At 66.1% G+C, this 25,274-nt stretch carries 31 protein-coding genes and 1 pseudogene; 4 read left to right on the top strand and 28 right to left on the bottom strand.

All coding sequences use genetic code 11. The features are described from left to right. Positions 1-5 precede the first annotated feature (5 nt). Complete coding sequence (locus tag ABZ877_RS11945; protein WP_361068312.1) at positions 6-2,558, bottom strand: FHA domain-containing protein; 2,553 nt, start codon at positions 2,556-2,558, stop codon at positions 6-8. A 267-nt stretch (positions 2,559-2,825) separates the two neighbouring features. On the opposite strand from ABZ877_RS11945, the gene ABZ877_RS11940 reads away from it, so the two are divergent. Then, entirely contained in the window at positions 2,826-4,595 is a 1,770-nt protein-coding gene (locus ABZ877_RS11940) for a streptophobe family protein (protein WP_361068309.1), read from the top strand. An 81-nt stretch (positions 4,596-4,676) separates the two neighbouring features. Beyond that, entirely contained in the window at positions 4,677-5,945 is a 1,269-nt protein-coding gene (gene serB, locus ABZ877_RS11935) for a phosphoserine phosphatase SerB (protein ID WP_361068306.1), read from the top strand. A gap of 74 nt (positions 5,946-6,019) precedes the next feature. On the opposite strand, the gene ABZ877_RS11930 is transcribed toward serB, so the two are convergent. From ABZ877_RS11930 to ABZ877_RS11915, 4 genes are all read right to left on the bottom strand, one after another. Then, positions 6,020-6,538 carry a histidine phosphatase family protein gene (locus tag ABZ877_RS11930; RefSeq protein WP_361068304.1) on the bottom strand — a complete coding sequence of 173 codons (519 nt, stop codon included), beginning with the start codon at positions 6,536-6,538 and terminating at the stop codon, positions 6,020-6,022. A gap of 73 nt (positions 6,539-6,611) precedes the next feature. After that, positions 6,612-6,818 carry a hypothetical protein gene (locus tag ABZ877_RS11925; protein WP_361068301.1) on the bottom strand — a complete coding sequence of 69 codons (207 nt, stop codon included), beginning with the start codon at positions 6,816-6,818 and terminating at the stop codon, positions 6,612-6,614. 188 nt (positions 6,819-7,006) lie between these two features. Further along, positions 7,007-7,126, bottom strand: a complete 120-nt coding sequence (locus ABZ877_RS11920; protein ID WP_361068298.1) for an SGM_5486 family transporter-associated protein — start codon at positions 7,124-7,126, stop codon at positions 7,007-7,009. Positions 7,127-7,155: 29 nt separating this feature from the next. Then, positions 7,156-8,493: a CynX/NimT family MFS transporter gene (locus tag ABZ877_RS11915; protein WP_361068296.1), complete on the bottom strand. Its 1,338-nt coding sequence runs from the start codon at positions 8,491-8,493 to the stop codon at positions 7,156-7,158. Between the two features lie 64 nt (positions 8,494-8,557). Between ABZ877_RS11915 and ABZ877_RS11910 the strand changes: the two genes are divergently transcribed. Next, positions 8,558-9,259, top strand: coding sequence for a FadR/GntR family transcriptional regulator (locus tag ABZ877_RS11910; protein ID WP_361068293.1), 702 nt, complete (start codon positions 8,558-8,560; stop codon positions 9,257-9,259). Here ABZ877_RS11910 and ABZ877_RS11905 read toward each other — a convergent pair. The 3 genes from ABZ877_RS11905 to fabG all read right to left on the bottom strand — a co-directional run bounded on the left by ABZ877_RS11905 (position 9,199) and on the right by fabG (position 11,229). Beyond that, a complete protein-coding gene (locus tag ABZ877_RS11905) occupies positions 9,199-9,624 on the bottom strand; it encodes a hypothetical protein (RefSeq protein WP_361068291.1) in 426 nt (141 codons plus the stop codon). The two genes, ABZ877_RS11910 and ABZ877_RS11905, sit on opposite strands and share 61 nt — an antisense overlap. 94 nt (positions 9,625-9,718) lie before the next feature. Next, positions 9,719-10,504 carry an enoyl-ACP reductase FabI gene (gene fabI / locus ABZ877_RS11900; RefSeq protein ID WP_361068289.1) on the bottom strand — a complete coding sequence of 262 codons (786 nt, stop codon included), beginning with the start codon at positions 10,502-10,504 and terminating at the stop codon, positions 9,719-9,721. 5 nt (positions 10,505-10,509) lie between these two features. Next, positions 10,510-11,229: a 3-oxoacyl-[acyl-carrier-protein] reductase gene (gene fabG / locus ABZ877_RS11895; RefSeq protein ID WP_361068286.1), complete on the bottom strand. Its 720-nt coding sequence runs from the start codon at positions 11,227-11,229 to the stop codon at positions 10,510-10,512. Positions 11,230-11,415: 186 nt separating this feature from the next. Here fabG and ABZ877_RS11890 point away from each other — a divergent pair, with 186 nt between their 5' ends. Then, the gene (locus ABZ877_RS11890; RefSeq protein WP_361068283.1) at positions 11,416-12,939 is read left to right on the top strand and encodes a TldD/PmbA family protein; all 1,524 of its coding nucleotides are present in this window, start codon (positions 11,416-11,418) and stop codon (positions 12,937-12,939) included. Positions 12,940-13,001: 62 nt separating this feature from the next. Here ABZ877_RS11890 and ABZ877_RS11885 read toward each other — a convergent pair whose 3' ends face one another. The 20 genes and pseudogenes from ABZ877_RS11885 to ABZ877_RS11790 all read right to left on the bottom strand — a co-directional run bounded on the left by ABZ877_RS11885 (position 13,002) and on the right by ABZ877_RS11790 (position 25,145). Further along, positions 13,002-14,252 carry a tyrosine-type recombinase/integrase gene (locus ABZ877_RS11885; RefSeq protein ID WP_361068281.1) on the bottom strand — a complete coding sequence of 417 codons (1,251 nt, stop codon included), beginning with the start codon at positions 14,250-14,252 and terminating at the stop codon, positions 13,002-13,004. Between the two features lie 48 nt (positions 14,253-14,300). Further along, the gene (locus ABZ877_RS11880) at positions 14,301-14,486 is read right to left on the bottom strand and encodes a helix-turn-helix domain-containing protein (RefSeq protein WP_361068278.1); all 186 of its coding nucleotides are present in this window, start codon (positions 14,484-14,486) and stop codon (positions 14,301-14,303) included. Between the two features lie 70 nt (positions 14,487-14,556). Further along, a complete protein-coding gene (locus ABZ877_RS11875) occupies positions 14,557-14,832 on the bottom strand; it encodes a hypothetical protein (protein ID WP_361068275.1) in 276 nt (91 codons plus the stop codon). Further along, a complete protein-coding gene (locus ABZ877_RS11870) occupies positions 14,829-15,035 on the bottom strand; it encodes a hypothetical protein (RefSeq protein WP_361068272.1) in 207 nt (68 codons plus the stop codon). Before ABZ877_RS11870 ends, ABZ877_RS11875 begins: the two co-directional genes overlap by 4 nt. A gap of 153 nt (positions 15,036-15,188) precedes the next feature. Beyond that, complete coding sequence (locus tag ABZ877_RS11865; protein ID WP_361068269.1) at positions 15,189-16,997, bottom strand: DNA polymerase; 1,809 nt, start codon at positions 16,995-16,997, stop codon at positions 15,189-15,191. Between the two features lie 12 nt (positions 16,998-17,009). Further along, complete coding sequence (locus ABZ877_RS11860) at positions 17,010-17,564, bottom strand: SAM-dependent methyltransferase (protein WP_361068266.1); 555 nt, start codon at positions 17,562-17,564, stop codon at positions 17,010-17,012. A gap of 262 nt (positions 17,565-17,826) precedes the next feature. Next, entirely contained in the window at positions 17,827-18,270 is a 444-nt protein-coding gene (locus ABZ877_RS11855) for a hypothetical protein (RefSeq protein ID WP_361068264.1), read from the bottom strand. Between the two features lie 232 nt (positions 18,271-18,502). Further along, a complete protein-coding gene (locus ABZ877_RS11850; protein WP_361068261.1) occupies positions 18,503-19,054 on the bottom strand; it encodes a hypothetical protein in 552 nt (183 codons plus the stop codon). Next, positions 19,047-19,859, bottom strand: a complete 813-nt coding sequence (locus tag ABZ877_RS11845) for a metallophosphoesterase (protein ID WP_361068258.1) — start codon at positions 19,857-19,859, stop codon at positions 19,047-19,049. The genes ABZ877_RS11850 and ABZ877_RS11845 overlap by 8 nt, the downstream gene beginning before the upstream one ends. Next, on the bottom strand, positions 19,856-20,242 hold the full coding sequence (locus ABZ877_RS11840) for a hypothetical protein (RefSeq protein ID WP_361068256.1): 387 nt from the start codon (positions 20,240-20,242) through the stop codon (positions 19,856-19,858). Before ABZ877_RS11840 ends, ABZ877_RS11845 begins: the two co-directional genes overlap by 4 nt. A gap of 271 nt (positions 20,243-20,513) precedes the next feature. Further along, positions 20,514-20,918, bottom strand: a complete 405-nt coding sequence (locus ABZ877_RS11835) for a DUF3310 domain-containing protein (protein ID WP_361068253.1) — start codon at positions 20,916-20,918, stop codon at positions 20,514-20,516. Then, entirely contained in the window at positions 20,915-21,613 is a 699-nt protein-coding gene (locus ABZ877_RS11830; RefSeq protein ID WP_361068250.1) for a topoisomerase, read from the bottom strand. The genes ABZ877_RS11835 and ABZ877_RS11830 overlap by 4 nt, the downstream gene beginning before the upstream one ends. A gap of 19 nt (positions 21,614-21,632) precedes the next feature. Further along, positions 21,633-21,839 (bottom strand): annotated as a pseudogene (locus tag ABZ877_RS11825) (hypothetical protein); the annotation flags it as partial. Next, the gene (locus tag ABZ877_RS11820) at positions 21,802-21,963 is read right to left on the bottom strand and encodes a hypothetical protein (protein WP_361068393.1); all 162 of its coding nucleotides are present in this window, start codon (positions 21,961-21,963) and stop codon (positions 21,802-21,804) included. The gene ABZ877_RS11820 and the pseudogene ABZ877_RS11825, both read right to left, overlap by 38 nt. After that, the gene (locus ABZ877_RS11815; protein ID WP_361068247.1) at positions 21,963-22,256 is read right to left on the bottom strand and encodes a hypothetical protein; all 294 of its coding nucleotides are present in this window, start codon (positions 22,254-22,256) and stop codon (positions 21,963-21,965) included. Before ABZ877_RS11815 ends, ABZ877_RS11820 begins: the two co-directional genes overlap by 1 nt. Before the next feature lie 43 nt (positions 22,257-22,299). Beyond that, the gene (locus ABZ877_RS11810) at positions 22,300-22,575 is read right to left on the bottom strand and encodes a hypothetical protein (RefSeq protein WP_361068244.1); all 276 of its coding nucleotides are present in this window, start codon (positions 22,573-22,575) and stop codon (positions 22,300-22,302) included. Further along, entirely contained in the window at positions 22,568-23,005 is a 438-nt protein-coding gene (locus ABZ877_RS11805; RefSeq protein WP_361068241.1) for an endonuclease VII domain-containing protein, read from the bottom strand. Before ABZ877_RS11805 ends, ABZ877_RS11810 begins: the two co-directional genes overlap by 8 nt. Beyond that, the gene (locus ABZ877_RS11800) at positions 23,005-23,355 is read right to left on the bottom strand and encodes a hypothetical protein (protein ID WP_361068238.1); all 351 of its coding nucleotides are present in this window, start codon (positions 23,353-23,355) and stop codon (positions 23,005-23,007) included. Before ABZ877_RS11800 ends, ABZ877_RS11805 begins: the two co-directional genes overlap by 1 nt. Before the next feature lie 33 nt (positions 23,356-23,388). Next, positions 23,389-24,222 carry an AAA family ATPase gene (locus ABZ877_RS11795; protein WP_361068235.1) on the bottom strand — a complete coding sequence of 278 codons (834 nt, stop codon included), beginning with the start codon at positions 24,220-24,222 and terminating at the stop codon, positions 23,389-23,391. Between the two features lie 128 nt (positions 24,223-24,350). Continuing rightward, positions 24,351-25,145, bottom strand: coding sequence for a PD-(D/E)XK nuclease family protein (locus ABZ877_RS11790; protein WP_361068232.1), 795 nt, complete (start codon positions 25,143-25,145; stop codon positions 24,351-24,353). Positions 25,146-25,274: the final 129 nt, after the last annotated feature.

Below are 25,274 nucleotides of genomic sequence, written 5' to 3'. Positions count from 1 at the left end.
TGTCGTTACTTGCGCATGACCTCGGGCTCGTGGCGGCGCAGCAGGCGGGCGACCGCGAAGCCGCAGGCCACGCCGAGCAGAAGCAGGATCGTGAGGTTGATGCCCCACTGGCTGACCGAGTGCTCCCACAGCGGGTCGAGGTCGTTCGGCTTCTTCGGGTCCCACGGCGGCATCAGGTGCGAGAGGTCGAGCGTGGCACCGGCCGCGCCGACCGCCCAGCGGGACGGCATCAGCCAGGCGAACTGCTCCAGGCCGATCGAACCGTAGATCTGGAAGAGGACGCCGGTGAAGACGACCTGGACGATCGCGAACATGACCAGCAGCGGCATCGTCTTCTCGCTGGTCTTCACCAGCGAGGAGATGACCAGGCCGAACATCATCGACGTGAAGCCGAGCGCGATGATCGAGACGCACAGCTCCGCCGCCGGGGGCATGAGCAGGCCCTCCTTGGGCAGCTCGCGCGGGGCGAAGCCGATGGCGCAGATGATGACGCCCTGGATGGCTGTGATGACGCCGAGGACGATGACCTTGGACATCAGGTAGGCCGAGCGGGACAGGCCGGTGGCGCGCTCCCGCTCGTAGATGACGCGCTCCTTGATCAGCTCGCGGACCGAGTTGGCCGCGGCCGAGAAGCACATGCCGACCGCGATGATCAGCATGATCGTGCCCGCGTCGCCGTTGAACTTGGCGGGCGGCTTCGGCGGCGCCAGTCCGAAATCGGCCGGAATGACGACGGAGACCACGCCCAGGACCGCGGGCAGGATCACCATCAGGCCCATGAAGCCCTTGTCGGAGGCGATCACCGAGATGTAGCGGCGCATCAGCGTGATGAGCTGGGCGCCCCACGGCTGCGGCTTGGGCGGCTTGATGGCGGCGGGCGGTGGCATCTGCACCGACTGCGCGGCCACGGCGTCGATGTCGGCCGCGTACATCTGGTAGTGCTGCGAGCCCTTCCAGCGGCCCGCCCAGTCGTAGTCGCGGTAGTTCTCGAACGCGGAGAAGACATCGGCCCAGGTCTCGTAGCCGAAGAAGTTGAGGGCCTCCTCGGGCGGGCCGAAGTACGCCACCGCGCCGCCGGGCGCCATGACGAGCAGCTTGTCGCAGATCGCCAGCTCGGCCACGGAGTGGGTGACGACCAGGACCGTACGGCCGTCGTCGGCGAGGCCGCGCAGGAGCTGCATGACGTCGCGGTCCATGCCCGGGTCGAGGCCGGAGGTCGGCTCGTCGAGGAATATCAGCGACGGCTTGGTCAGCAGCTCCAGGGCGACGGAGACGCGCTTGCGCTGGCCACCGGAGAGGGAGGTGACCTTCTTCTCCTTGTGGATGTCCAGCTTCAGCTCGCGCAGCACCTCGTCGATGCGCTGCTGGCGCTCCTGCTCGCTGGTGTCCGCGGGGAAGCGGAGCTTGGCGGCGTACTTGAGCGCCTTCTTGACGGTCAGCTCCTTGTGCAGGATGTCGTCCTGCGGGACCAGACCGATGCGCTGGCGCAACTCGGCGAACTGCTTGTACAGGTTCCGGTTGTCGTAGAGGACGTCGCCCTCATTGGCCGGGCGGTAGCCCGTGAGCGCCTTCAGGAGCGTCGACTTGCCGGAGCCCGACGGGCCGATGACGGCGATCAGCGACTTCTCGGGGACACCGAAGGAGACGTCCTTGAGGATCTGCTTGCCGCCGTCGACGGTGACCGTCAGGTGCCGCGCGGAGAAGGAGACCTCACCGGTGTCGACGAACTCTTCCAGGCGGTCGCCGACGAGGCGGAACGTGGAGTGGCCGACGCCGACGATGTCGTTCGGGCCGAGCAGCGCCGTGCCGCCCTTGGCGATCGGCTGGCCGTTGACGTACGTGCCGTTGTGCGAGCCGAGGTCGCGGATCTCGAAGCGGCCGTCGGGCGTCGCGTGGAACTCCGCGTGCAGGCGCGAGACCTGGAGGTCGGAGACGACCAGCTCGTTCTCCAGGGCGCGGCCGATGCGCATGACACGGCCGAGCGCGAGCTGGTGGAACGTGGTCGGGCTGCGGTCGCCGTAGACCGGCGGGGCCCCCGCGACACCGCCCGGTCCCTGCGGTCCTTGCTGACTCGGCACCTTCTGCACGGGCGGCTGCTGTTGCTGGGGCTGCTGCCATGCCTGCTGCTGCGGCTGGGGCGCCTGCTGCTGCCAGCCCGGCGCGCCGCCCTGCGGGTGCTGCTGCGGCGGCTGCTGGGTCAGGCCCGCGGCCTGCTGCTGCGCCTGGTGCGGGGTGGCGACGGCGGCGGCCTGCGCGCTGCCCCGCACGTCCACCCGCGGGCCGTCGGTCGCGTTGCCCAGATGGACCGACGAGCCGGGGCCGAGCTCCGTCTGATGGACGCGCCGGCCCTGCACATAGGTGCCGTTGGTGGAGCCGTGGTCCTGGATCACCCAGCTCCGGCCGCCCCAGCTGATCGTGGCGTGGCGCCAGGAGACCCTGGCGTCGTCGAGCACGACGTCTCCCCCCGGATCACGCCCGAGGGTGTACGACCTGGACGGATCGAGCGTCCACGTCCTGCCATTTGATTCCAGTACGAGTTCAGGCACTCCATGCCCCACTGAGTTGTCCCCCGAAGTTGTGCCCCGTCATGGGGAGTCTAGGGATGTCGAACATCGTGAGGAACTATTTCAGGAACGGCCCCGTGACCGAAAGTCGGGCCTTGCGTCGGAGCCTGTGAAGACTCTCGGACGTCCCGTGGTGCCCGCGCCGTTGACGTGACAGATGCGGCCCGGGAGGGTGGGAGGTGCCCGCAACTCCCTACGGATCATGCTGATCATGCGCAAAGGGGGCGTCCGGGGCGAGGCCGTACGGATCGGGGGGTCCTGATGGTGACCGGCCACGACACGCAGCGGCGCGGCGGCATCCCCGTCGGCGAGGTGCTGCTCTCCGCCGTAGCGGCGGTGAGCTGGGCTTTCATCGGGATGGCGGGGGTCGCGGCGCTCGGTCTGCACCTTCTCGACGCCGACTCGGCGGGCTCGCTCGGCCCGATGACGGCCGCGGTCGTGGCGCTCGGCGTCGGCGGGCGCGTGACGCCGTCCGGTGACGTGTCGGCGTTCGGCCTGGACAGTGCGCAGGCGAGCACCGCGATCGATGTCGCGCCACTGGGCGTGGGGCTCGTGGGCGCGCTCCTGTTGAGCTGGTTCTTCCTACGGGGCTTGCGCGGGCGGGGAGTTGAGGTGTCGGCCGGGGAGCTGCTCGCGCGCGCGGGAGCGGTGCTCGGGCTGTTCGTGGCGCTGCTCGGCGGGCTCGTGTGGGCGGGTCACGACATCATCACGATTGACGGTTCCAAGCTCGGGGTGAACGACATTCCGGGCGCGGGCGGGCTGCCCGGCGACATCAAGGACAAGCTGCCCGGCGGTGTCGGCGGGCTGCTGCCCGACCGGCTCAACGACCTGGTGCACGCGGAGGCCTCCGTCGGGTTCACGGTGCGGGCCGGGGCGACGCTGCTCGGCGGGGCTGCGTTCGTGGCCGGGGTGCTGCTGATCGCGTTGCTCGCGTCGCGGCGCACTCCCCTGCCGCGCGCCCTCGCGCCGGTGCACAGGGTGGTGCGGCCCGCCGTCTCGGCGCTCGTCACGGTGCTGCTCGTAGCGGTCCTCGCGGGGCTCGCCGCGGCGCTGTACGCGATGATCGGCGACGACCATCCGCGCCGGATCGCGGGCGCGGCGCTGCTCGGCGCGCCCAACGGGGTGTGGCTCGGGGTACCGATCGGCTTGTTCGTGCCCTGGGACGGCAAGGCGACGGGGGCGCTGTCACGGCTGCTCCCCGACCCGCTCGACGACCTGCTCCGGGCCGACTCCGACCGGTCCGTGACGCTCGGCCGCCTCGCCGAACTGGACGGCCGCGTATGGCTGTTGGCCGTCGCGATGGCCCTGATGATGCTGTTCGCCGGGGTCCTGACGGCGGCGCGCACGCCCTTCGTACGGGGGAAGGGGCCGGGCCTGCCCGGTTTCGCGGGGGCCTGTGCGGCGCGCCTCGGCGTCGTGACGGCGCTGGCCCTCCCCCTCCTGGTCTGGCTGACGGACGTCTCGGCGAACGCGTCGCTGACGGTCCTTGGCTTCGACGCGTTCGGCGCGGGCATCGAGCTGCACGGGCGGGTGGGGATGGCGCTGCTCCTGGGAGCGGCGTGGGGCGCGGGCGCGGGGGCGCTCGGCGCGGTCCTCGCGTACGCCTCCGGCGCGGCGGGGAGCCGCGCGGCGCCGCTGGCGGCTCTCTCCGCGCGGGGCGTGCCCGGGGCCCCGGCCCACGCCGCGGCTCCGGCCTCGGCGGGCCCGTACCGGGAGAGCCGCCCGTACCGCCCGTCGAACCCGGACACGAACCCCTATCTGCGACCGTACGGGGACCCGGCACCGCCGACCGAGAACGCCTGGGGCGAGGGCTCCGGGTGGGGGCCGGGCGCCGACCCGGCTCAGGGGGACGACATGACCGGCGCCCCCACCGTCGCGGGCCCGATCCGGCCCGAGCCGTCGCCCCGGCGCCCCCGCAACGGCGGCGACACGGGGTTGCCGCCACCCCCGCCGCCCGCGCCTCCGCCTCCCCCGGCCCCCGGCCGGACCAGGGACGGCCGCCCACGCCGGGGCGACAGGGACGATCGCTGAGTCCCGGGCGGGCCGAGGCGGCTGTCCGGTGGCTGGACCGGGGCCGCGATGCGTACACGCGCCCGATAACGTAAGAGCATCATGAGCGCCTCGCAGCCCACGCATCCCGCTGATGCCCCGCACGTCGAGCCTGACGCGTACGCGCCGGCCGACGTCCCGACCCTCCTGGTCAAGATATTCGGCAAGGACCGGCCCGGTATCACCGCCGGGCTCTTCGACACGCTCGCCGCCTACTCCGTCGACGTCGTCGACATCGAGCAGGTCGTCACGCGGGGCCGCATCGTCCTGTGCGCCCTGGTGACCGAGCCCCCGGCCGGTCTCGAGGGCGACCTGCGGGCCACCATCCACAGCTGGGCGGAGTCCATGCGGATGCAGGCCGAGATCATCTCCGGGATCGGTGACAACCGGCCGCGCGGCGTGGGCCGCTCCCTGGTCACCGTCCTCGGCCACCCGCTGACCGCCGAGTCGACCGCCGCGATCGCCGCGACCATCACGAAGACCGGCGGCAACATCGACCGCATCTTCCGGCTCGCCAAGTACCCGGTGACGGCCGTGGAGTTCGCCGTGTCCGGCACCGGGACGGAGGAGCTGCGCACCGCGCTCGCCATAGAGGCCACGCGGCAGAGCCTGGACGTGGCCGTCGTCGCCTCGGGCCTGCACCGGCGCGCGCAGCGGCTCGTCGTGATGGACGTCGACTCGACGCTCATCCAGGACGAGGTGATCGAGCTGTTCGCGGCGCACGCGGGCTGCGAGGAGGAGGTCGCCGGGGTGACGGCGGCGGCGATGCGCGGCGAGCTGGACTTCGAGCAGTCGCTGCACGCGCGCGTGGCGCTGCTTGCGGGGCTGGACGCGTCGGTGGTGGACAAGGTGCGCAGCGAGGTGCGGCTCACGCCGGGCGCCCGCACCCTGATCCGTACGCTGAAGCGCCTGGGCTACCAGGTGGGTGTCGTCTCGGGCGGTTTCACCCAGGTCACCGACGATCTGCGGGAGCGGCTCGGCCTCGACTTCGCGCAGGCCAACACGTTGGAGATCGTCGACGGCAAGCTGACCGGCAAGGTCACCGGGGAGATCGTGGACCGCGCGGGCAAGGCGCGGCTGCTGCGCCGGTTCGCGGCGGAGGCGGGCGTCCCGCTCGCCCAGACCGTGGCGATCGGTGACGGCGCGAACGACCTGGACATGCTGAACGCGGCCGGTCTCGGTGTCGCCTTCAACGCCAAGCCGATGGTCCGCGCGGCGGCCCACACCGCGGTGAACGTGCCGTTCCTGGACACGGTCCTGTACCTGCTCGGCATCACGCGCGAGGAGGTCGAGGCGGCCGACGCCCAGGAGGGGGCGGGAAGCGTCCTCTGACCCATGCCGGAGGGCCCGGCGCCGGTGATCACCGGTGCCGGGCCCTTGCGCGTGGCAGGCGTGCCCGCGTCGTCTCAGTCCTTCGGCGACCAGTAGTCGACCAGCTTCGCCGCGCCCCGCTCCAGGGACTTCCACGGCCCGGTGAAGGTCAGCACGGCGCACCCGGCGGTCGAGAAGCCGGAGCGGCTCAGGCGCTGGGCGGCATCCTGGTCGGCCTCGCCCGCGAGCACCTCGGCGAGGCCCTGCATGCCGGGGTTGTGGCCGATCATGACCGCGTTCGTCACGTCGTCCGGTACCTCGTTGAGCACGGCGATCAGCTCGCCGGGGGACGCCTCGTAGATGCGCTCCTCGTAGACGGTCCTGGGGCGCTCCGGCAGTTCGGAGACGGCGAGTTTCCAGGTCTCACGGGTGCGGGTGGCGGTCGAGCAGAGAGCCAGGTCGAGGGGGATGCCGGAGTCGGCGAGCCTGCGGCCGGCGACCGGGGCGTCCTTGCGCCCCCGCTCGGCGAGCGGCCGCTCGTGATCGGGCACCTCGGGCCAGTCCGCCTTGGCGTGCCGGAAAAGGACGATCCTGCGGGGTTCTGCGACGCTCATACGTCCCAGCTTCGCATGAAACCGGGCACGAGGCGCAGGGAGTTGGCGGTCCGGACCGCCGGCCGGGACCGCTCTAGCCGAGCACCAGTTCCTTGAGGCGTTGCAGGAGGTGGCCGAGGGTCGGGTCGCCCGCCGCGGCGTGGGCGTCGGCGGGGTTGAGGATCAGCAGCAGGAGCGCCACGAAGGCGACGGCCGGCAGCGCGATCGCCCACCAGGGCAGCCGGATGTCGACGCCGCCCGTGGCTGCCGGGTGGGTCCGGGGGTGCGTGGGGGCCGACATGGATTCCTCCGTGGTCCGCGGGTCCGTGGTCCTCGTCCGTGCGCCGACGCTGTCGGCGACACTTCGAACCTACGGACTCGGCGGCCCCGGCCCCATCCGGTGATCCACCCACTTGACCCTGACACTGTCCCCCTAGGGGATGGTGGTGTTATCCCCACCACCGGCCGCCGGGCGGCCGGGCGCGGGTGTCAGGGCGAGGCGATGGTGGCGATGATGGCCACGACGACGGTGACGGCGAGCATCGCGCCGAGCACCAGCAGGAGCTTCTTCTGGCCGTTCTGGGGGTTCGGCTCGAGCACAGGCGACATGCGGCAAGTGTCGCACCTGTCCCCGCGCGTCAGGACGCCGGGGCCGTCCCCGGCGCGGCGGCCTCGTCCTCGACGGTGCGGTCGCGGCCCGCGAGGACGCCGACGACGATCTGCGGCACCATCAGCGCGGCCATGAGCGCGATCGGCACGCCCCAGCCGCCGCTGCTCTGGTAGAGGACGCCGACGAGCAGCGGCCCGGGGATGGAGATCAGGTAGCCGGTGGACTGGGCGAAGGCGGAGAGCTTGGCGACGCCCGCGCCGGTGCGGGCCCGCATCCCGACCATGGTCAGGGCGAGCGGGAAGGCGCAGTTGGAGACGCCGAGCAGGATCGCCCAGGCCCAGGCGCCGGAGGCGGGCGCGAAGTACAGGCCCGCGTATCCGGCGAGGCCGCAGACGCCGAGGACGATCACGATGGGGCCCTGCCTCGGCAGCCGGGCGGCGACGCGCGGGATGACGAAGGCGAGCGGGATGCCCATGGACATGGTGACGGCGAGGAGGACGCCCGCGGTGGAGGCGGAGACCCCGGCGTCGCGGAAGATCTGCGCCATCCAGCCCATGGTGATGTACGCGGCCGTGGCCTGGAGCCCGAAGAAGACGGCGAGCGCCCACGCGGTGCGGCTGCGGGTGATGCGCAGTCCGTCGCCCTGGCCGGCCGCGGTGGAGCGCGTCGGTTCGGCGGGGCCCGCGCTCCTGGCCCGGGCGAGCGGGGCCCAGGGCAGGACGGCGGCGACGCCGAGGGCGGCCCAGACGGCGAGGCCGGACTGCCAGTTGCCGCCGAGCGCGTCGGTGACGGGCACGGTCGCGGCGGCGGCCAGCGACGTGCCCATGGCGAGGGCCATCGAGTACAGGCCGGTCATGGAGCCGACGCGGTCGGGGAACCAGCGCTTGACGATGACCGGCATCAGCACGTTGCTGACCGCGATGCCCATGAGCGCGAGGGCGCTGGCGGCGAGGAAGCCGGCGGTGTTCCCCGCGTAGGGGCGGACGATCAGGCCGGTGGCGATGGCGGCCATGCCCGCGCAGACGACCGCGCTCGCGCCGAACCGCCGGGCGAGGCGCGGCGCCATCACGCCGAAGACGGCGAAGCACAGGGGCGGTACGGAGGTGAGCAGCCCGGCGACGCTGCCGCTCATGCCGAGCCCGTCGCGGACCTCTTCGAGGAGGGCGCCGAGGCTGGTGATGGCGGGGCGCAGGTTCAGGGCGGCGAGGACGATGCCGACGGTGACCAGGCGTACGGCCCACGCGCGCGGGGCGCCGTTCTTCTCCTCCGTCGCGGCGGACGCGGCGGAGCTGGTTATCGCGGTCTCGGTGGTCGCCTGCGGCGACATCGTCGGGGTCGGGGTTTCCTCACTGGCCATGACACCCATCTTAGAATCATGGGATGATTGGCTGTCCAGTCGACAACCGGCGACGACAAGGGATGAAACGCCGATGCCACTGACCTCCCCGCGCCGCTCGGCCCTCTCCGAGCAGGTCATCACCGCCCTGCGCGCCCAGATCTCGTCGGGCGAGTGGCCGGTGGGCTCCCGCATCCCGACCGAGCCGGAGCTGGTCGAGCAGTTGGGTGTGGCCAGGAACACGGTGCGGGAGGCGGTCCGCGCCCTCGCACACAACGGCCTGCTCGACATCCGGCAGGGCTCGGGCACGTACGTCGTGGCCACCAGTGAGCTGGCCGGGGTGATGCAGCGGCGGTTCGCGGACGCCGATCCGCGCCACATCGCCGAGCTGCGCTCCACGCTGGAGTCGAGCGCGGCGCGGCTCGCGGCCGAGCGGCGCACCGAGCGCGACCTGAAGCAGCTCGACGCCCTCCACGTACGCCGTGAGGAGGCGTGGGCGGCGGGGGACGCGGAGGCGTTCGTGGCGGCGGACGCGACGTTCCACCTGGCCGTCGTCGCCGCGTCGCACAACGACGTGATGACGGCAATGTACGCGGACTTGGGCGAGGTGCTGCGGGACTGGCTGCGCGAGGACGTGGGCGAGCGGCTGACCGCCGAGAACCACATGGACCACGCGCGTCTGGTCGACGCGATCCGGGCGGGGGACGCGGAGACGGCGGGCGCGGAGGCGGCGTCCTATCCGTTCCTGTGCCGTCCGGGCAGGCTGGACCCGCCGTCCCCCGGCCGAGCGGGCTGAGGCGCCTGGTCGGCCCTCTCGTGGCTGACCCACGCCCTGCGCACGCTCTTCCAGCAGCGCCCGCTCATGCGGACGGTCTCGGCCGGGTCCACATCGGCGGGGGCCGTGTCGGTGTCGATGTCCCACCAGGGGTCGCACTCGATGTGCAGGGCCACCCGGTCGACCCCCGGGTACGGGTTGTGGCAGTCGGCGGTGGCGCGCGTGCCGTGGACGACAATGCGGCAGCCCGCGCCGAACCGTTCGGGTTCCTTCGCCGCCACGCGCGCGTGGCGGTGGGCGGCGGGGTGGGACGCCGCGTCGCAGGGCAGCGCGGCCAGCAGGGCCGCGGCCGCGAGGGCGGGGGCTATGCGAGAGGGCAGGCGCACGAAGAGGGACCTCCTCGCACCAGGGTGCGGGGAGGTCCCTCTCCCCCGCCCGGCCGGTGGGCCGAACGGGGGACGCCGTGTTGCGGGGCGGGTGTCAGGCGCCGATGGCGTGCAGGCCGCCGTCCACGTGGATGATCTCGCCCGTCGTCTTCGGGAACCAGTCGGAGAGCAGCGCGACGATGCCGCGGCCGGCCGGCTCCGGGTCCTCCAGCTTCCACTCCAGCGGGGAGCGGCTGTCCCACACCGAGGCCAGCTCGCTGAAGCCGGGGATCGACTTCGCGGCCATGGAGCCGATCGGGCCCGCCGAGATCAGGTTGCAGCGGATGTTCTGCTTGCCGAGGTCGCGCGCCATGTAGCGGCTGGTGGCCTCCAGGGCGGCCTTGGCCGGGCCCATCCAGTCGTACTGCGGCCAGGCGAACTGCGCGTCGAAGGTGAGGCCGACGACGGAGCCGCCCTCTGTCATCAGCGGCAGCAGCGCCATGGTCAGCGACTTCAGGGAGAAGGCGGAGACGTGCATGGCGGTGGCCACGGACTCGAACGGCGTGTTCAGGAAGTTGCCGCCGAGCGCGTCCTGCGGGGCGAAGCCGATGGAGTGCACGACGCCGTCGAGGCGGTCGCCGAGGTGCTCGCGGACCTGGCTCTCAAGCCGGGCGAGGTGCTCGTCGTTGGAGACGTCGAGCTCCAGGACCTTGACCTTGTCGGGCTCGGGAAGCTTCTTGGCGATGCGCTCGGTGAGCGTCGGCCGGGGCCAGGCGGTGAGGATGATCTCCGCGCCCTGCTCCTGCGCCAGCTTCGCGGTGTGGAAGGCGATGGAGGACTCCATCAGCACACCCGTGATGAGGATCTTCTTGCCCTCGAGGATGCCTGTCGTGTTCGTCATCGTGCTCAGTGACCCATTCCCAGTCCGCCGTCAACGGGAATGACGGCACCAGTGATGTACGAAGCGTCGTCAGAGGCGAGGAAGCGCACCGCGGCGGCGACCTCCCCGACCTGCGCGTACCGGCCGAGCGGCACCTGCGACACGATGTTCGCGCGCTGCTCGTCGGTGAGCGCCTGCGTCATGTCGGTGTCGACGAAGCCGGGCGCGACGACGTTGAAGGTGATGTTGCGCGAGCCCAGCTCACGGGCGAGGGAGCGCGCGAAGCCGACAAGGCCCGCCTTGGACGCGGCGTAGTTCGCCTGTCCCGCCGAACCGAGGAGACCGACGACCGAGGAGATCAGCACGACGCGGCCCTTCTTGGCGCGCAGCATGCCGCGGTTGGCGCGCTTGACGACCCGGAAGGTGCCGGTGAGGTTGGTGTCGAGGACGGACGTGAAGTCCTCCTCGGACATGCGCATGAGGAGCTGGTCCTTGGTGACGCCGGCGTTGGCGACGAGGACCTCGACGTTGCCGTGCTTCTCCTCGATCTCCTTGTAGGCCTGCTCCACCTGCTCCGTGTCCGTGATGTCGCACTTGACGGCCAGCGCGCCGGCGTCGGTGAGCTCCTTGGGGGGCTCGCCGGAACGGTAGGTGAACGCGACCTTGTCGCCCTGCTCCAGGAAACTGCGGGCGATGGCGAGGCCGATGCCCCGGTTGCCTCCGGTGACGAGAACCGAGCGGCTCAACGGATCACCCTTTCGATCGGCGGTCAGGTACCCGTCGAAACTATCCCGGCCCGGTACCGGGCGCCGAATCCGGGGGTGACAGGGCGATGCGGTGGGAACTGTGGGATCCCCACAGTTCCCACCCCGTTCGCGTACGACATGGTTCACTCACACGAACCGTGCCATGACCGAAGGGGGAGGCCGCCCATGGCCCATGACATCGATCCGTCGTTCACCGCGCTGCCGCTGCGCGCGCTGGCCGACGCCGCGCTGGCCCGCGCCCGCGCCCTCGGCGCCGACCACGCCGACTTCCGTCTGGAGCGCGTCCGCAACGGCGCGGTCCGGCTGCGGGACGCCCGGCCCGCCGGATCGTCGGACACCACCGACCTCGGGTACGCGGTGCGCGTGGTGCACGGCGGGACCTGGGGGTTCGCGGCGGGCGTCGACCTGACGATGGACGCGGCCGCGAAGGTGGCGTCGCAGGCCGTCGCGATGGCCAAGCTGAGCGCGCAGGTGATCGCGGCCGCCGGGTCCGACGAGCGCGTGGAGCTGGCGGACGAGCCGGTGCACGCCGACAGGACCTGGGTCTCCTCCTACGAGATCGACCCGTTCTCCGTGCCGGAGGAGGAGCGCGCCGGGCTGCTCGCGGACTGGAGCGCGCGGCTGCTCGCGGCCGACGGGGTCAGCCACGTCGACGCGTCCCTCCTGGTCGTGCACGAGAACAAGTTCTACGCGGACACGGCCGGGACCACGACGACCCAGCAGCGCGTCCGGCTGCACCCCTCGCTCAACGCGGTCGCCGTGGACGAGTCGAGCGGCGAGTTCGACTCGATGCGTACCCTCGCGCCGCCCGTCGGGCGCGGCTGGGAGTACCTGACCGGGACCGGCTGGGACTGGGAGCGGGAGCTGGCACAGATCCCGGAGCTGCTCGCCGAGAAGATGCGGGCGCCGAGCGTGCGCGCGGGCTCGTACGACCTGGTCGTGGACCCGTCCAATCTGTGGCTGACGATCCACGAGTCCATCGGGCACGCCACCGAGCTGGACCGCGCCCTCGGCTACGAGGCGGCCTACGCGGGCACCTCCTTCGCCACCTTCGACCAGCTCGGCAAGCTCAAGTACGGCTCCGAGCTGATGAACGTCACCGGTGACCGCACCGCCGAGCACGGCCTCGCCACCATCGGCTACGACGACGAGGGCGTGGCCGGACAGTCCTGGGACCTGGTGAAGGACGGCACGCTCGTCGGCTACCAGCTCGACCGGCGGATCGCCAAGCTGACCGGGTTCGAGCGCTCCAACGGCTGCGCGTACGCCGACTCCCCCGGCCACGTCCCCGTGCAGCGCATGGCCAACGTCTCGCTGCAACCCGACCCGGGCGGGCTCTCCACCGACGACCTGATCGCCGGTGTCGACCACGGGCTCTATCTCGTCGGGGACCGCTCGTGGTCCATCGACATGCAGCGCTACAACTTCCAGTTCACTCAACAGAGGGCATACGCAATCCGGAACGGCCGTCTTTGCGGTCAGGTCCGGGACGTTGCCTATCAGGGAACAACCCCCGACTTCTGGGGCTCCCTCGTCGCGGTTGGCGGACCCCAAACCTACGTCCTAGGAGGGGCCTTCAACTGCGGAAAGGCACAACCGGGGCAAGTTGCTGCGGTGTCTCACGGCTGCCCCACAGCCGTCTTTCGGAGTGTGAACGTCCTCAACACTTCAGGCGAGTCAGGCCGCTAGTGGCGGGGTGCCCTGCGGCGCCCGAAGTCTGCACGAGGTCGACACGTCGTCACAACGAACGGCTAGGCGACCTCATCCCAGTCCTCAACATCGCTCTCGGAGGGCACCAGGAACGGAGAGGCGATCTTGCCTTTGAAGGGGGCCAGGTTGAGCCCAAGACGGTTCTCCATCGTCTGAGCCCCCCGCTCCATCGCCCGCCGCACAAGGTGCCCGTAGACCAGCTCCGTCGTGCGCGTGGTCCGGTGTCCCACCCAAGCAGCCACCTCGAACAACGGGATGCCTTGGTGGATGGCCTGAGACACGAAGAAGTGCCGGAAGGACTTGGGTGTGAACTGCGGTGTCCCGGCCGCCGCAGCGGCCTCCTTGAACTGACTGAGCAGCCACTCATACGACGGGTGCTTGTCGTTGCGCCGAGGAGACTCGAAGAACCAGCCTTGATCGCCCCAAGTGTCGAACATGTCCACGTGGTCGTTGAAGATTTCCACGATGGACTCAGCGACCGGCGTACGCCGAGCTTCACCGCTGCTGCGATGCTTGGTTCCGCGCTTGACGCCCCGCCGGAACCCAGAGATTTCCTGGCAGCCGTATGCCGACACCTGATGGTTAACCAGGAGGGTTCCGCCCTCCCAATCCATCGACTCATCCGACATGGCCAGGGCCTCCCCGGGGCGCAGGCCACACCCGCCCATGCCCCAGAAGGCTGCGCGAAGGAGCTTCGGTGCTTCAGCAACGATGCCGAGAACTTCCGCCGTGGTCGGGATATCGGCGTCAGATACCGGTGTGTAGGCCGTCTCTCGGCTCTTCTTACGCGGGTTGGCCTTCCTGCACGGATTTCTGCCGATCACCTCAGTATCAACGGCAAAGTTGAACACCGAGCTGAGGACATTGCGGCGGGTCTGGATGCCGTACTGCGAGTAGCCCCGCTCCTTTTGGTCCGCCTCCCATTTGTTGATCATGTCCGGCGTGATACTGCCAATGGTCCTGCTACCAAAGGCAGGGCCATAGTGGTTCCGAAACACACTGCGATAGTTGGCAATGGTCGACTCCTCCAGGGTCCCCGCAGTCACCCACTCGTCCCACACGGACTCGAAGGTTCGCTGACCGTGCTTGGGGTTGATGTAAACGCCCAAGTCCTTGTCCCGCTCGACCTTTACAGCGAAGGCTTCTGCATCCTCAAGCTTCTTGAAAGAGACCTGCCGAGGCTTACCACTACGCCCGCCAGGCTCGCGGTAGCTGACTCGGTACGGCTTGTGGGGGCATCTCGGCTTCTCTCGACGAGGACACGAACAGTCCTCCTTCTTGATCGTCGCCACGCTTGTCGATCCCCTCCATGTCGATGGATTACTTGCTCCCTGGGTACGCTACTCGCGCTCCGAGTTGGCGTCAATCCACTGTTCCAGGGCGCGAGTTCGGAAGCGCACGTGCTTGCCGACCCGGACAATGGGGATGCCCCACCTCCTGTACGAGTCCATCAACGTCCTCTTGCTGACCCCCAGGACCTCTGCCGCCTGAGCTGGCGTGAGGAGGACATTGCTTCCGCCCTTCACCTCATCCCCTCACAAAGCCAGTTGCGGCCCTAAACCAGTCAGTCACAGTCCATCTCCATGTCTTCGAACATCAGGCTTCGTCTTCCTCTGCCGGGACGAAATCAACTGGGGTCAGGCACATGACCGCATTCCAGGTGTCCTGTGCCATCTCCTTCGCAAGGTCGTACGGCACGCCCGTAGCCATGGCCTCTGTGAAGACGGAACCTGCGATCCGAGCAGAGGTGATGGCAAAAGCCCCCTGCTTGTGCAGACGAGTCGCGGTCATCTCGGTCTCAATGCCAGAGATCAGTTCCTCAAAGGAGCCCGCGGGCTCCTCCTGCCCCCGAGCCTTCTCGTTCTCGCTCACTTCTTCTCCCCCGTGTCCTCAAGCCAGTTGTTGTGAATCTCTGCCACATGCTTGGCCATCTCTTCCGTGCAGAAGTCCGCAAGTGATGGCGCCCCCCCTGCCGGCGTCCGCTTGTCGGCAGCAGGCGTGACGCACCATCCGCCGATCAAGTCGTCTTCCTGAGCACGCCACTTCTGCGCACGGAAGTCAATCGGTTCCTCCATCGATTCCCCCTCGAAATCGTTCCGCCATCGGCGCTCTTCCTTGGCTCTCTGAGAGCCCTTGCTGTACCAATTGGGGTCGTGGCCCGGACAGCAGTACCAAGACGGTCTTTGGGTCCAACGGGCCTTGGCCATCATCCGAGCCACGAAATCCCCCTAGTGCTTGCTTGCTTCGAGTTCCAGCACGCTCCCCCAGGAGCGCTGACCGATCTCCGCGTCAGCGGGTATCAGAAGCCCTTGAACCGGAAACTCCATGATCTTGGCCGCTTCTCGCGCCAACTCAGGTGCGTCCTCTTCCGGAAACGAGAAAACGATCTCGTCATGAATCGGGAGGCGCATGTAAGGCGTGAATCCAGCTTGGTCGAGCTTCAGCAATGCCCGAGCCGTGACGTCACGACTACCGCCTTGGATAGCGTAGTTGAGCGCCCGGAACCACTTGCCTGGGTCGACCGGAAGGCGTCGGCCGGTAGCCGTCCAAACGAATCCCGTCTTCCGGGCTTCGTCCGCAAGGCGTTTACCGAAGGCCCCTACCCCCGGATACGTCCTGGCGAAGGCATTGAGAACGGCGCGAGCGGTCTCTTCGTCAATGCCCGCCTGCTCCATGAGAGCAGCCCAGCCCCCTCCGTATACGGTAAGGAAGTTCGCCATCTTCCCTACCTTGCGAGGCACACCGGCAGCGTCAGCCGTGATCTGGTGCAGATCCCTCCCATTAAGGAAGGCGTCCAGCATGGTCCGATCTCGACAGAGCGCCGCCAAGTAGCGCAGTTCCATGTTTCCGAAGTCGACGGAGCAACTGACATGGCCCTCGTCCGCAAGGAACATATGCCGGACATAACCATCCCCAGAGGGGAACGTCTGAGCCGGAATGCTCCCCGAAATCGACATCCTAGACGTTCTGGCTTGGAGCGAATTGATACTTCCGTGCACCCGATCATCTGGGCCACGGCCGTTCAAGGCTCGCTCAAACCATGTCTTACGCCATTTCCCCGCCTTGCGCGACTTGATAACCGCATCGGCTAGCGGGTGTTTCAGCCCAGACAGAACGTCGTCATCCATGGCCAATTGACCGCTCGGATGATTTTTACTCGGCTTCGTTCTCTTGGTCAGCTTGACGCCCAGGGACTTGAAAACGTCGGTGAGTTGCTGAGAAGAGTTGGGGTTCTCGACGCCGAAGGACTTAGCTACGGCCTCCCATCTTTCCTGCTCGTCGGTCAGTTCCGCACACCGCCTTTCGGCGTACTCGACGTCAATCAGGTAGCCGGTCCGCTCCATTTTGGCCGTCACGTGGGCTAGACGGTGCTCCCACCCGATCAGCCCCCGCTCCTTCGACCGGTGAGGAACCAGGCGATAGAGGATCTGAAACAGGCGGTAGGCAAGAGCCGGGTCCATTCCTGCGTAGAGAAGGAAGTCCGGATCTAGGGTTTCAACCGTCTTCCAAATCTTCTCCTTGGTCGTCTTGTACTTCTTGGCTATCTGGGTCATCGACCCCTTGACCTCATCCGCAGTCTTTTCGCAGATGTAGAACTTGGTCAGCTCTTCGAGCTTGAGGCCGGGCCCACGCTCCTTCACGGCCCGTGGGTCAACAAGGTGCGCCAGAAGCCGTGTATCCCACATCTTCGGAGCAAGCTCCTCCATGGGAATTCCTAGCGCGGCTTCAGCCACGTGAAGGTCAAAGGTGCCGTTGTGTGCGACGAGCCATTCCAAGCGCCATAGGGACCGCCTGACGGCTTCGGCATAGGCAGGCCCTAGCTCGACCGGGACCACCCACGTCTCAGCACCAGTGCCGAACTGAGCCAGCCGGCACCTGAAGTCTGCTGCCCACCAGTCGAGCCCTGTGGTTTCCGTATCGAATCCAAGGATTCGGTGTTGAGAGATGAACTTCTCAAAAGCGGGAAGGTCCCGCTCCGACTCGACTACGTGAATAGAAACCGGCTGCCCCTTCAGCCGATACGAAAGCTGGATCAAGAACCCTCCCCCCTAGAGCTGTTCGAGGAATGCGTTTCCCACGTACTCCGTGTACGCAGGTGGGATGCACTCCCGGATACCTTCACGGGACATCCAAGGAACACCAAGGTCCCTTCTGGCGTCTTCCACCCCAATGAAGTTCCCGACGTAAATACCCATCTCGTCGGGCTTTCGGCGGCGCCCCATCTTGGTCTGCCGCCTGACGTGTTCCGGATGGTCCGGAGTCTTAAGCTCCCAGCCGCCTGGCTCGAAGAGTCGGTGCCTGTACGTATCGAGCCCGAAATAGGCACCGCACAAGAGAACCGGGTCACGCATTTCCGCTTCGGCGCCCATGACGTTTTCGATGACCCACGGAACACCGATGGCTCTAAGCGCGTCCCTGGTCGGCCCCAAGAGGTCTGGGTGACTGTTCTGCATGATTCGCTGTGTCTTGCTGTAGAGCTGACACGGCGGAGAGGCGTGTATGAGGTCGAAGCGATGCCCGTACGTGAGTAGGAACTGTATCGCTTCCGCCTGAACGAATTCCCACGGGTAGCGCGGCTGAGGAGCGATATCGACACCGACCACGGCAAAGCCCGCATCACGGTATCCCTTACTTGCTCCCCCCTGGCAGCAGTAAAGGTCAAGCAGTTTTCTAATCCCCCGACCCCCTTTTACAGGCCCCGCAATGCCCCGATAAGCCCAAGCAGAGCCACGGTCAGCCAGACCCCCACCCAGAAGCCGGGACCGTTCAAATCAAGGTGGAACATCACGATGTAAACCTCCAGAAACAAAAAAGAGGGCCGAGGAATCCCCGGCCCCCTTGGGTGCCTTTACTACCGATCAGCCTCTACGAGAAAGAGCCGTCCTTCTGACGCCAGAGCGGGTCACAAGCGCTGCCCTTCGGGGCATTGCAGAACATCGCGGCCCACGGACCGTTCTTGCCCTGTCCTTCTCGTAGCGTTCGGCCGTGTGGGCAGGAATCCCCGTCCGGTGCTCCCTGCTGGGTCTGGACCTTGCCGCCGCTGAAGGTCTTGGGAGCCGAGGTGCCGCCCTTGCCGCCACTGGGCTGGTGCGTCTCACGGACCTTCTTTGCGGCCAGTGCCGCAAGGTCGATGACGCCCTTGTCTGCGAGGGACTTCATGAGATCAACGGCATTCGAGGCCACCTCGTCGGCGTTCTCGCCGTAAACAGTGGGCGTGATCCACTCGGCGTCGAAGCCGGCAGCAGCCTTGAAAGTGAGGCCGATCTTGAACTTGTTCGGGGAAGTGGCGGTCACGGCAGGCTGGGTCATAGGCGTCTCCTGTTGCTGTTCTGGTTCGCCCCAGGGAGAGGGGCCGTCAAATGGGTTCGGGAAACTCAACCGTTCTCCTCTTGTAGCGATGGGCAGAGGTAGCCGTCTGGCCGTTTCACGGGCGCGGCGCCCCGATGGAGAATCGAGCACAGAACTGGCGGATAGCGCCGAACGAAAGCCGAGCAGTCGAGGCCCCGCCGAAAAGCGCACTGGACCGAAACCCCGCGCTCTGTCACGCGGTGACCCTACGAAGGTCGCGGTTCATCTGGCGGGCAAGAGCATCGAGCCCGCGGTTGCTCTGCTTGCGCTCCGTGTCGTCCTTCGCTGGAAGGCCGTAGACATACCGGCGTAGAAGTACGGTTCGTTGGCTCTTCGTGAGCTTGGTAAGTGCCAGAGAGGCGTCAAGCCGGGCAGAGACGAGATTGTCCGTGATCCGGCAGGAAAGAAGGTCGTCCTCCTTACCAAGCATCTGACCAAGCTCTTCGTCTGAGTAGACGAAAGTGGCAAGTGCCAACTTCGCTTCGTCGGGCGTGTAGTAGTAACGCCCATCCTCAACGTCTCGTGCGTCGCGCTCCTTTGAGGCGTATTGCGCTCCCGCCTTCTTGCAGAATTGCCACAAGAACTGATCTGTGTAGTTCTGCTCAATCAGCGTCCGTCGCTCGTAGGCGTGGAGAAGAATGGACTGCTTAACGTCGTCCTTCTCCACGACGCTCCATGCTGAAGCGATGGATCGTGCCGTCTTTTCTGCGATATCCGCCACGTGAGCCCAGTCGATTTCAGTCACGCGGTGCCCCCTTCCTTGCAAAGCGCCCCCCAGCGCCACGGATGAGCCTGCCGTAGCGCTCGCCTTCCACGACGAATGAGCCGTCTCGGCGGATGTCCACGGGGTAGGGGGAAACGTCGTGGTCTCCGACGTAGAGAATCCCAAAGCCGGATTGCCAGTTGGCCACGGCACCGGGACCCAGATATTGAGCGGCCCGGGGGTTCATCATGTGGCCCACCTCCATACCCCAGCGCATTCCCCCGAGATGCGAAGGGCCGTGCCGGCGGACGCCCAGGCGGTGAGTGTGACCCATGACGAGATTAGTGGTTGCCTTGCTCGCATGACCGTATGCGGTCGTACCCGCGATGCTCGACAGGCCCTTGATCTCATGACCGTGAATGAGTCCGGTGTCGGGCCCAACCTTGTGAAAGGGCGGGGTCAGTGAGATCCCGAAGCCGTCGAAATCCAGGAGCTTGGAGAAATGGAAATCGTCGGCATACTCAGCCAGAGCCGGGGCCTTGGCCGAGAGGTACGTTCGCGGCCGAAGGTCGTGGTTACCCTCTAGGATTCCGAAGGGGCCGTCGTAGACGGCCCGGATCGGCTCCAGGACCCTGCGCTTCGTAACTTCCGAATCGCTTTTGACCTGCTGCCGGTACTCGTACCGGGTGCCTTCGTTCCAGCGGCTTGGGGTCTCGTAATCGTTCAGGTCACCGATCTGATACAGCTCGTCAGGCTGGTAGTCCCTGAGAAATCCGATCAGATTGTTGAGCGCCTTTGTATCGTGGTACGGAACCTGGAGATCCGATATGACAACTATGCGTTTCAAATGGTTACCCCCGTCGCCTGCGCGTATGCCTGGCCCCAAGGCAGCCCTGTGTCCTGGTACGTCTGCATGTCATTGAGTACGTCCTTGGCGCGCTTTGAGAGCCTTGGAGCAAGCACTCCGAGGACTCGGTAAGCGGGGATTGACTCCTGCGCCGCCAGCTTTTCGAGTGGGACCCCAAGCTCGGCAAGGACCACGCCGACAGCGCAGCCCGCAGACACCAGGAAGCCGTCTTCGTCGTCGGTGTGCGCGTAGAAGCACGAACCAATTTCGTCCTTCATGTGCTCGGGCGGCGAGTAGACGTAGTCAGGCCGCTTCGCCACGACATCCCGCAGCTTCGAAAGAACCGTCTCGTCCGTCAGCTCACCTGCAACGGCAGTCGTCATTACTTCTCCCCGTTCTTGAAACACTTCGAATCGTTGATAACGGCAACGGCCTTACCTCCGCCGTTGTCAGTACCGCGAGTCGTAAAGACTCGGTGCCCGAACCCATCGCACTTTTCTGCGAAGTTCGCGTATCCGTCAGGCATGCTGTGAATCCGCGCCGGGCCGTCGTCCTTGTACTGCACTGGCGCGTCATTCCACTGTTCAGTCATGGAACTGCACGCGGAAAGAGAAAGGGCCGCAGCAGCGGCCCCGAGGATGATGGCAGCACGTTTCATCGCGCGGACTCCAGCCGTTTGATCTCGCGCTGTATATACCAAGCCGCCTTCTTGAGGTCTTCAAGCTCTGTCGTCGTGGACTTTCGACCAGCCCGACAGAGGTACTTGACGGCGTTTCCCCGGTTGAAGCAGAGGTGTTCCGTGAGATCGATGACCTCTAGTCCGCCCGGGAGCCACGTGTAATGGCTGGGTCGGTCAACGGCGTCCTCGACCCTAACGGGGTCTGTCGTGGGCTCGATCTCTTCGTCTGTGTACCAGACATGCCGAACAACCAAATCCTTGACACGCACGAAGTTGGGCCACCCCATCGCTTGCTTGGGGTCCACGCTGACGACTACGCCGAGCTTGCCCGCATGCCTGCCCTTCAGGATGGAAACTTGGTCCCCCGACTTGTACTTCACAGTCCGATCCTTTTCTTCAGAGCCTCGGGCCCGGAATTGCATAGCAGGGCATTGGAATCCTGGTGGTCGGCCATTTTGATGACCTTGCCGTTTGGTATGTCGGCAGCGAGCTGGTCCATGAAGACCAATCCGGGCTCGTCCTCAGCGATGAGGTAGACAACCTCGTATCCGAGCAGTGCGGGAGTCCAGTAGTCCCGCCATGTCCCGGTGCCAGGGGCACCCACGGCAGGGATGTCGGCCAGAGCCCAGGACTGCGTGTCGAACTCCCCTTCAACGACCACCAGGAGCGGGCTGGGCTCGATGAGGGCGGGCGTGTTGTAGAGGCGCGGCGGGTCCCCCGGGAGGGTCATGAACTTGCCGTGTCCGGTGTGCTGTTCCTTCTGGCCTGCCTGGAAGAGGTACGAACCGTCGGGCGCCTTCACGCACTGGTCAGCCACGCAACGGAACCGGACCGTTGCAACTCCGTCCTCTCCGCCGGCAGGGCGGAGGTAGGGGATGGCTAGGTACCCCGTATACCGCTCATGCCCAGGTAGAGCCGAATCGACGTAGCCCATCCCGAAGCGGCTTGCGACCGCCCCCAGGCCCCGAGCTGTTACGTACGCCTCTGCGGGGCTGCCCTGGTAGCTCTGGTGGTACCGCTTGGCTATCGCCACCGAATCGGCTATGTGCGAGTTCTTTGGCTTCAGTGAAGCCAACGCCTTCCTCCCTCATGATGACTGCGTAGGAGTCCTCCGAAAGATTGCATGTGAAGCAAGCCCATCGGCTCCTATCAACATCCACTGAAGCGGACGGATTTGAGTCCGGATGCGAAGGGAGGGGGCAAGCGGCTTTCACTCGCCCCCTCGTGGCCTTCGTTTCGAACCCGTAGTAATAGGCCAGGACTTCAGCGATTGGCGGTTTCGATGAGCTGTCGCTCACCATTGGGACCAACCTTGTAGGTCGTTACCGGAAAGTCGTACTTTCTGGCTGCGGCCATCCACATATGGTGGTTGCCGCGCCACTGACGCGAGAAGGACGGGTCAGATCCCGCGCTCATCTCTGGCATCAGAACTCCGTGGAGTTCTTCGGGTAGTTCTTGAAGTACAGGCTCGAACCGCTCGTCACGAGGTTGCTCGGGTGGCTGTTCCCATAGCCGTAGCTACGAACCCCGGCGGCGCGGAGCGCCTTGACAACTTCGCGGTACTGCCCCCGCGGGCTGTCCTTGATGTCCCCGCCGATGTACTGGCCGACTACCGCAAGAACCTCAGCCTCCTCAAGGGAGAGGGTGAGGGTGATGCCGGGGACCTTCTTGGTCTCCGTAACCTTCTGCTCAACGGTCGTGCTCTTCGCCTCAGCCATGGTTTTTCCTAACTGGTGAAAGATGGTTTGGTTTGCGAGCGAGTTAGTACGAGTAACGAGCCTTGGGCGTGCTCAACCAACGAATGGACCCACTGAGCTGCCGGGAAACGTCCTTGCCGAGGGTGTCCACTCCGGCGTTTCGGAGCGCGTAGTAAATCGCGTCGGTCGACTTGCGCGGAGAGGCGGACTCACCCGAGACGTTGCCGACGAGCACCAAGAGCGCTTCGGCTTCGTCCTTGGAGAGGGTGAGGGTGACACCCGGAACCTTCTTGGTCTCGGTGACCTGCTTCTCGATCGTGGTGTTCTTGGCGTCAGCCATTGTCATTCCCCTTGTCGAATGTGTAGCGCGGTCCAAGGACTTTCCAGGCCGGATAGTCCTCTAGGTAGTCGGCGGCTCGGCGCAATACTTCGGGACGGTCCCTAGCCCCCCGAGCTAGGAGCTGCCCATTGCAGCGGGCACAAAGAAGGCCGCGAACCGCCTCTGTCTTGTGACAGTGGTCCACGGCCAGATTGGTTTTTCTGGTCTCTCGGCAGATTGCGCACCTGCCGTCTTGCGCCTCGAACAGCCGTTGATACTCCTCGGACGTCAGTCCGTAGGTTGCCTGTAGGCGGGCGTTTCGGGACGCTTGCCGGCGCCCCGCCTTTCGGCAGGAGGAACAGACCTTCCCCCGAGAGGAGGTATAGAACCTCTCAGCCCTGTTCTTCCCGCACTTCGTGCACTCCCGAAATCCCTTCCGGGCTTCGGCCATTAGACCCCCGTCCTGATGGCCCTTTCCAACTTGCGCATCTCCGCGAGTCGGGCGCTGTCGTCCACCATGGCGAAAAGGTTGAACAGTGGGATCGCCACCGTCAATCCCTTTTTCTGGAAGTTGATTACGGCCGTCTTCACGCCCCCGTTTGCTGCCCCGATGAGAACCCTAGAAAGTTGATGCAGATTCAGGCGCTTGCCGTCGCTGATTTCCACAACGATGGCAACGCCCTCCGTGTCAACCTCCGATAGGTCGAGCTTGGGGAAGCGGCCAGCAAGCGCGAACCCGAACTCACGATCCGCCTTGAACCCGCCCCGGATGTTGTCCTGAACTTCTGCCACGGTGCCCATATCCAAGCTACCTTCCGCCCAGGGGGCAAGTAATTAAGCCGAAAGAAATTCGGGAAGCTCCTCGTCAAGTTCCTCCCACCGCAGGTTTGCACGGTTGAGGCGGAAGCTGGCGAAGGTTCCTCCCGAAGAGTCCTCGAAGCCTTCTCGGTTCTTCACTGGACTCACATGAAGCACACGGGAATTCATCCCGTCAACTTCCTTGTGGATTGTCAGGATCAGAGAAGGCACTCGATGCACCTTTCCCTTGACACCAGACAACGGAATCGGCTTCAGCCCATCGGAGTGTTCCCCCGTCACATGGTGGAGGCCAAGTACATGAGCACTCGTCGCCCTCGCCATGTCGTTCAAATATTCACATAGCCCCTCAAGGCCGAATGTGAAACTCTCAGCGTCCCCAACAATCCCAGTGTCGACGTTCGTCACGTTGTCGACCACTAGAAGGTGCGGAGTGCACCCGTACACCTCTAGGTAGCACAGAAGGTGCGTTTCTATCTCCTGCTGAGATGGCCTGGCAGAGAAGTTGAACCTCGTCCACCATCGTTTTCCCAAGGCCGCTTCGTACTCGGAGAAGTCCCCCTCAGTCAAGGCGTGCTTGATCGCCGTGGAGTCATCTCCGGTAATCATGGCCGTAGCCCTGGATACCTGAGTCGCAGAGCTTGAGTCCGCGGAGAAGTACAGCACCGGCACATTAGCCGTCATCGCCAGGAAGAGCGCAAAGAGGCTCTTGCCCGTGCCCGGTCCGGCCACCACGAGAGAAAGCTCCGAACGCCGGAACTGTACCTCTAGCCGCTTGAGCGACTTGAACGTGTGAGGAATGGGGTCACCGGCAGCCCCCCTTATATGCACCGACTGCGCCAGAGAGAACAACGACTCACCTTCCTTCCATTCACGCCCACCCAGGGGGCAAGTAATTGCGGTTTAAAAAAGCCCCGGGTGGGGCGCTTCCTGCTAGTTGTAGCCTATGTCAGGAGTGCTCTTGGACGCAAAGCCCTTTCTCACCCTCGACGGGAAGAACAGGCATAGGCAACGTCACAGAACCGGCAGAGGAACCCTGGCCTCGCAGGGAAGTCCCCTGCCTTGACTCCCTGATCCATGGCTATGAACTCGGCAGCAACCTCCTCCTCCGTAACCTCCGTCAGGTCGACAGGACGAGAGAGGCCCCCCGTCTTGGCCATGTACCAGTCAGCGTGATTGACCTCGACCCCGAGAACTTTCCGCGTCAAGACGCCGTACGTCTTGAGCTGAAACTTACTCTTCGTCGAACCCGTCTTAAGGTCCCGCACCCTGACCGAGCTATCCGGCTCGTCATGGAGCTGGTCCACGTACCCCTGAACCTGCACGCCGCCAAGATCCGCGGTCAAGTGCATTTCGATGCCAGCCTTACCCGTCACCTCGTCACGCCAGATGGAAGGCTGGTTCTTCTCGGCCCAGCGCACGTAGGCGCGGGTCTGCTCCATCCCCAGCACATACCGCGCCTCGATGTCCGACTGTCCATCGGTGCCGGCGGTCAGCCAGTGGTCTAGGTTCGGCTCCTGCACGAGGCTCGCGTTCACGAGCCTCGTGTAGTCATCATGGAACAGGTCTGCCACTTGATTCGCGGTGAGTCTCCTGCCCCCCTGCTCGAACGTCTCAATAGAGGCGTGGAATGCGGTCCCCTGGTGGGACCAGGCGGCAGGACGAGGCTCGACGCGCTCGATTCTCTGTAGCTCAAACTGACGCGGGCACTTCTTGTACTGCTCGACCTGGCTTACGGATCGAGTCATGGTTGCCACGGTCGTGAAGCGGTCCACAGTCCTCCTCGCAGTAGATGAGTCCCGCATGCACGACATGCACAGCAAACACGCTGCTTAGCGGGAACCATCGGTGAGGATGACGGTAAAGCGTGGTTTCGACAACCCTTTTTTGCCAGGGCGCAAAGA

This window comes from Streptomyces sp. NPDC046939 (assembly GCF_040644575.1).
In the GTDB taxonomy this organism is placed as follows: Bacteria; Actinomycetota; Actinomycetes; order Streptomycetales; family Streptomycetaceae; genus Streptomyces.
This window is presented reverse-complemented; position numbering and strand designations above follow the sequence as displayed.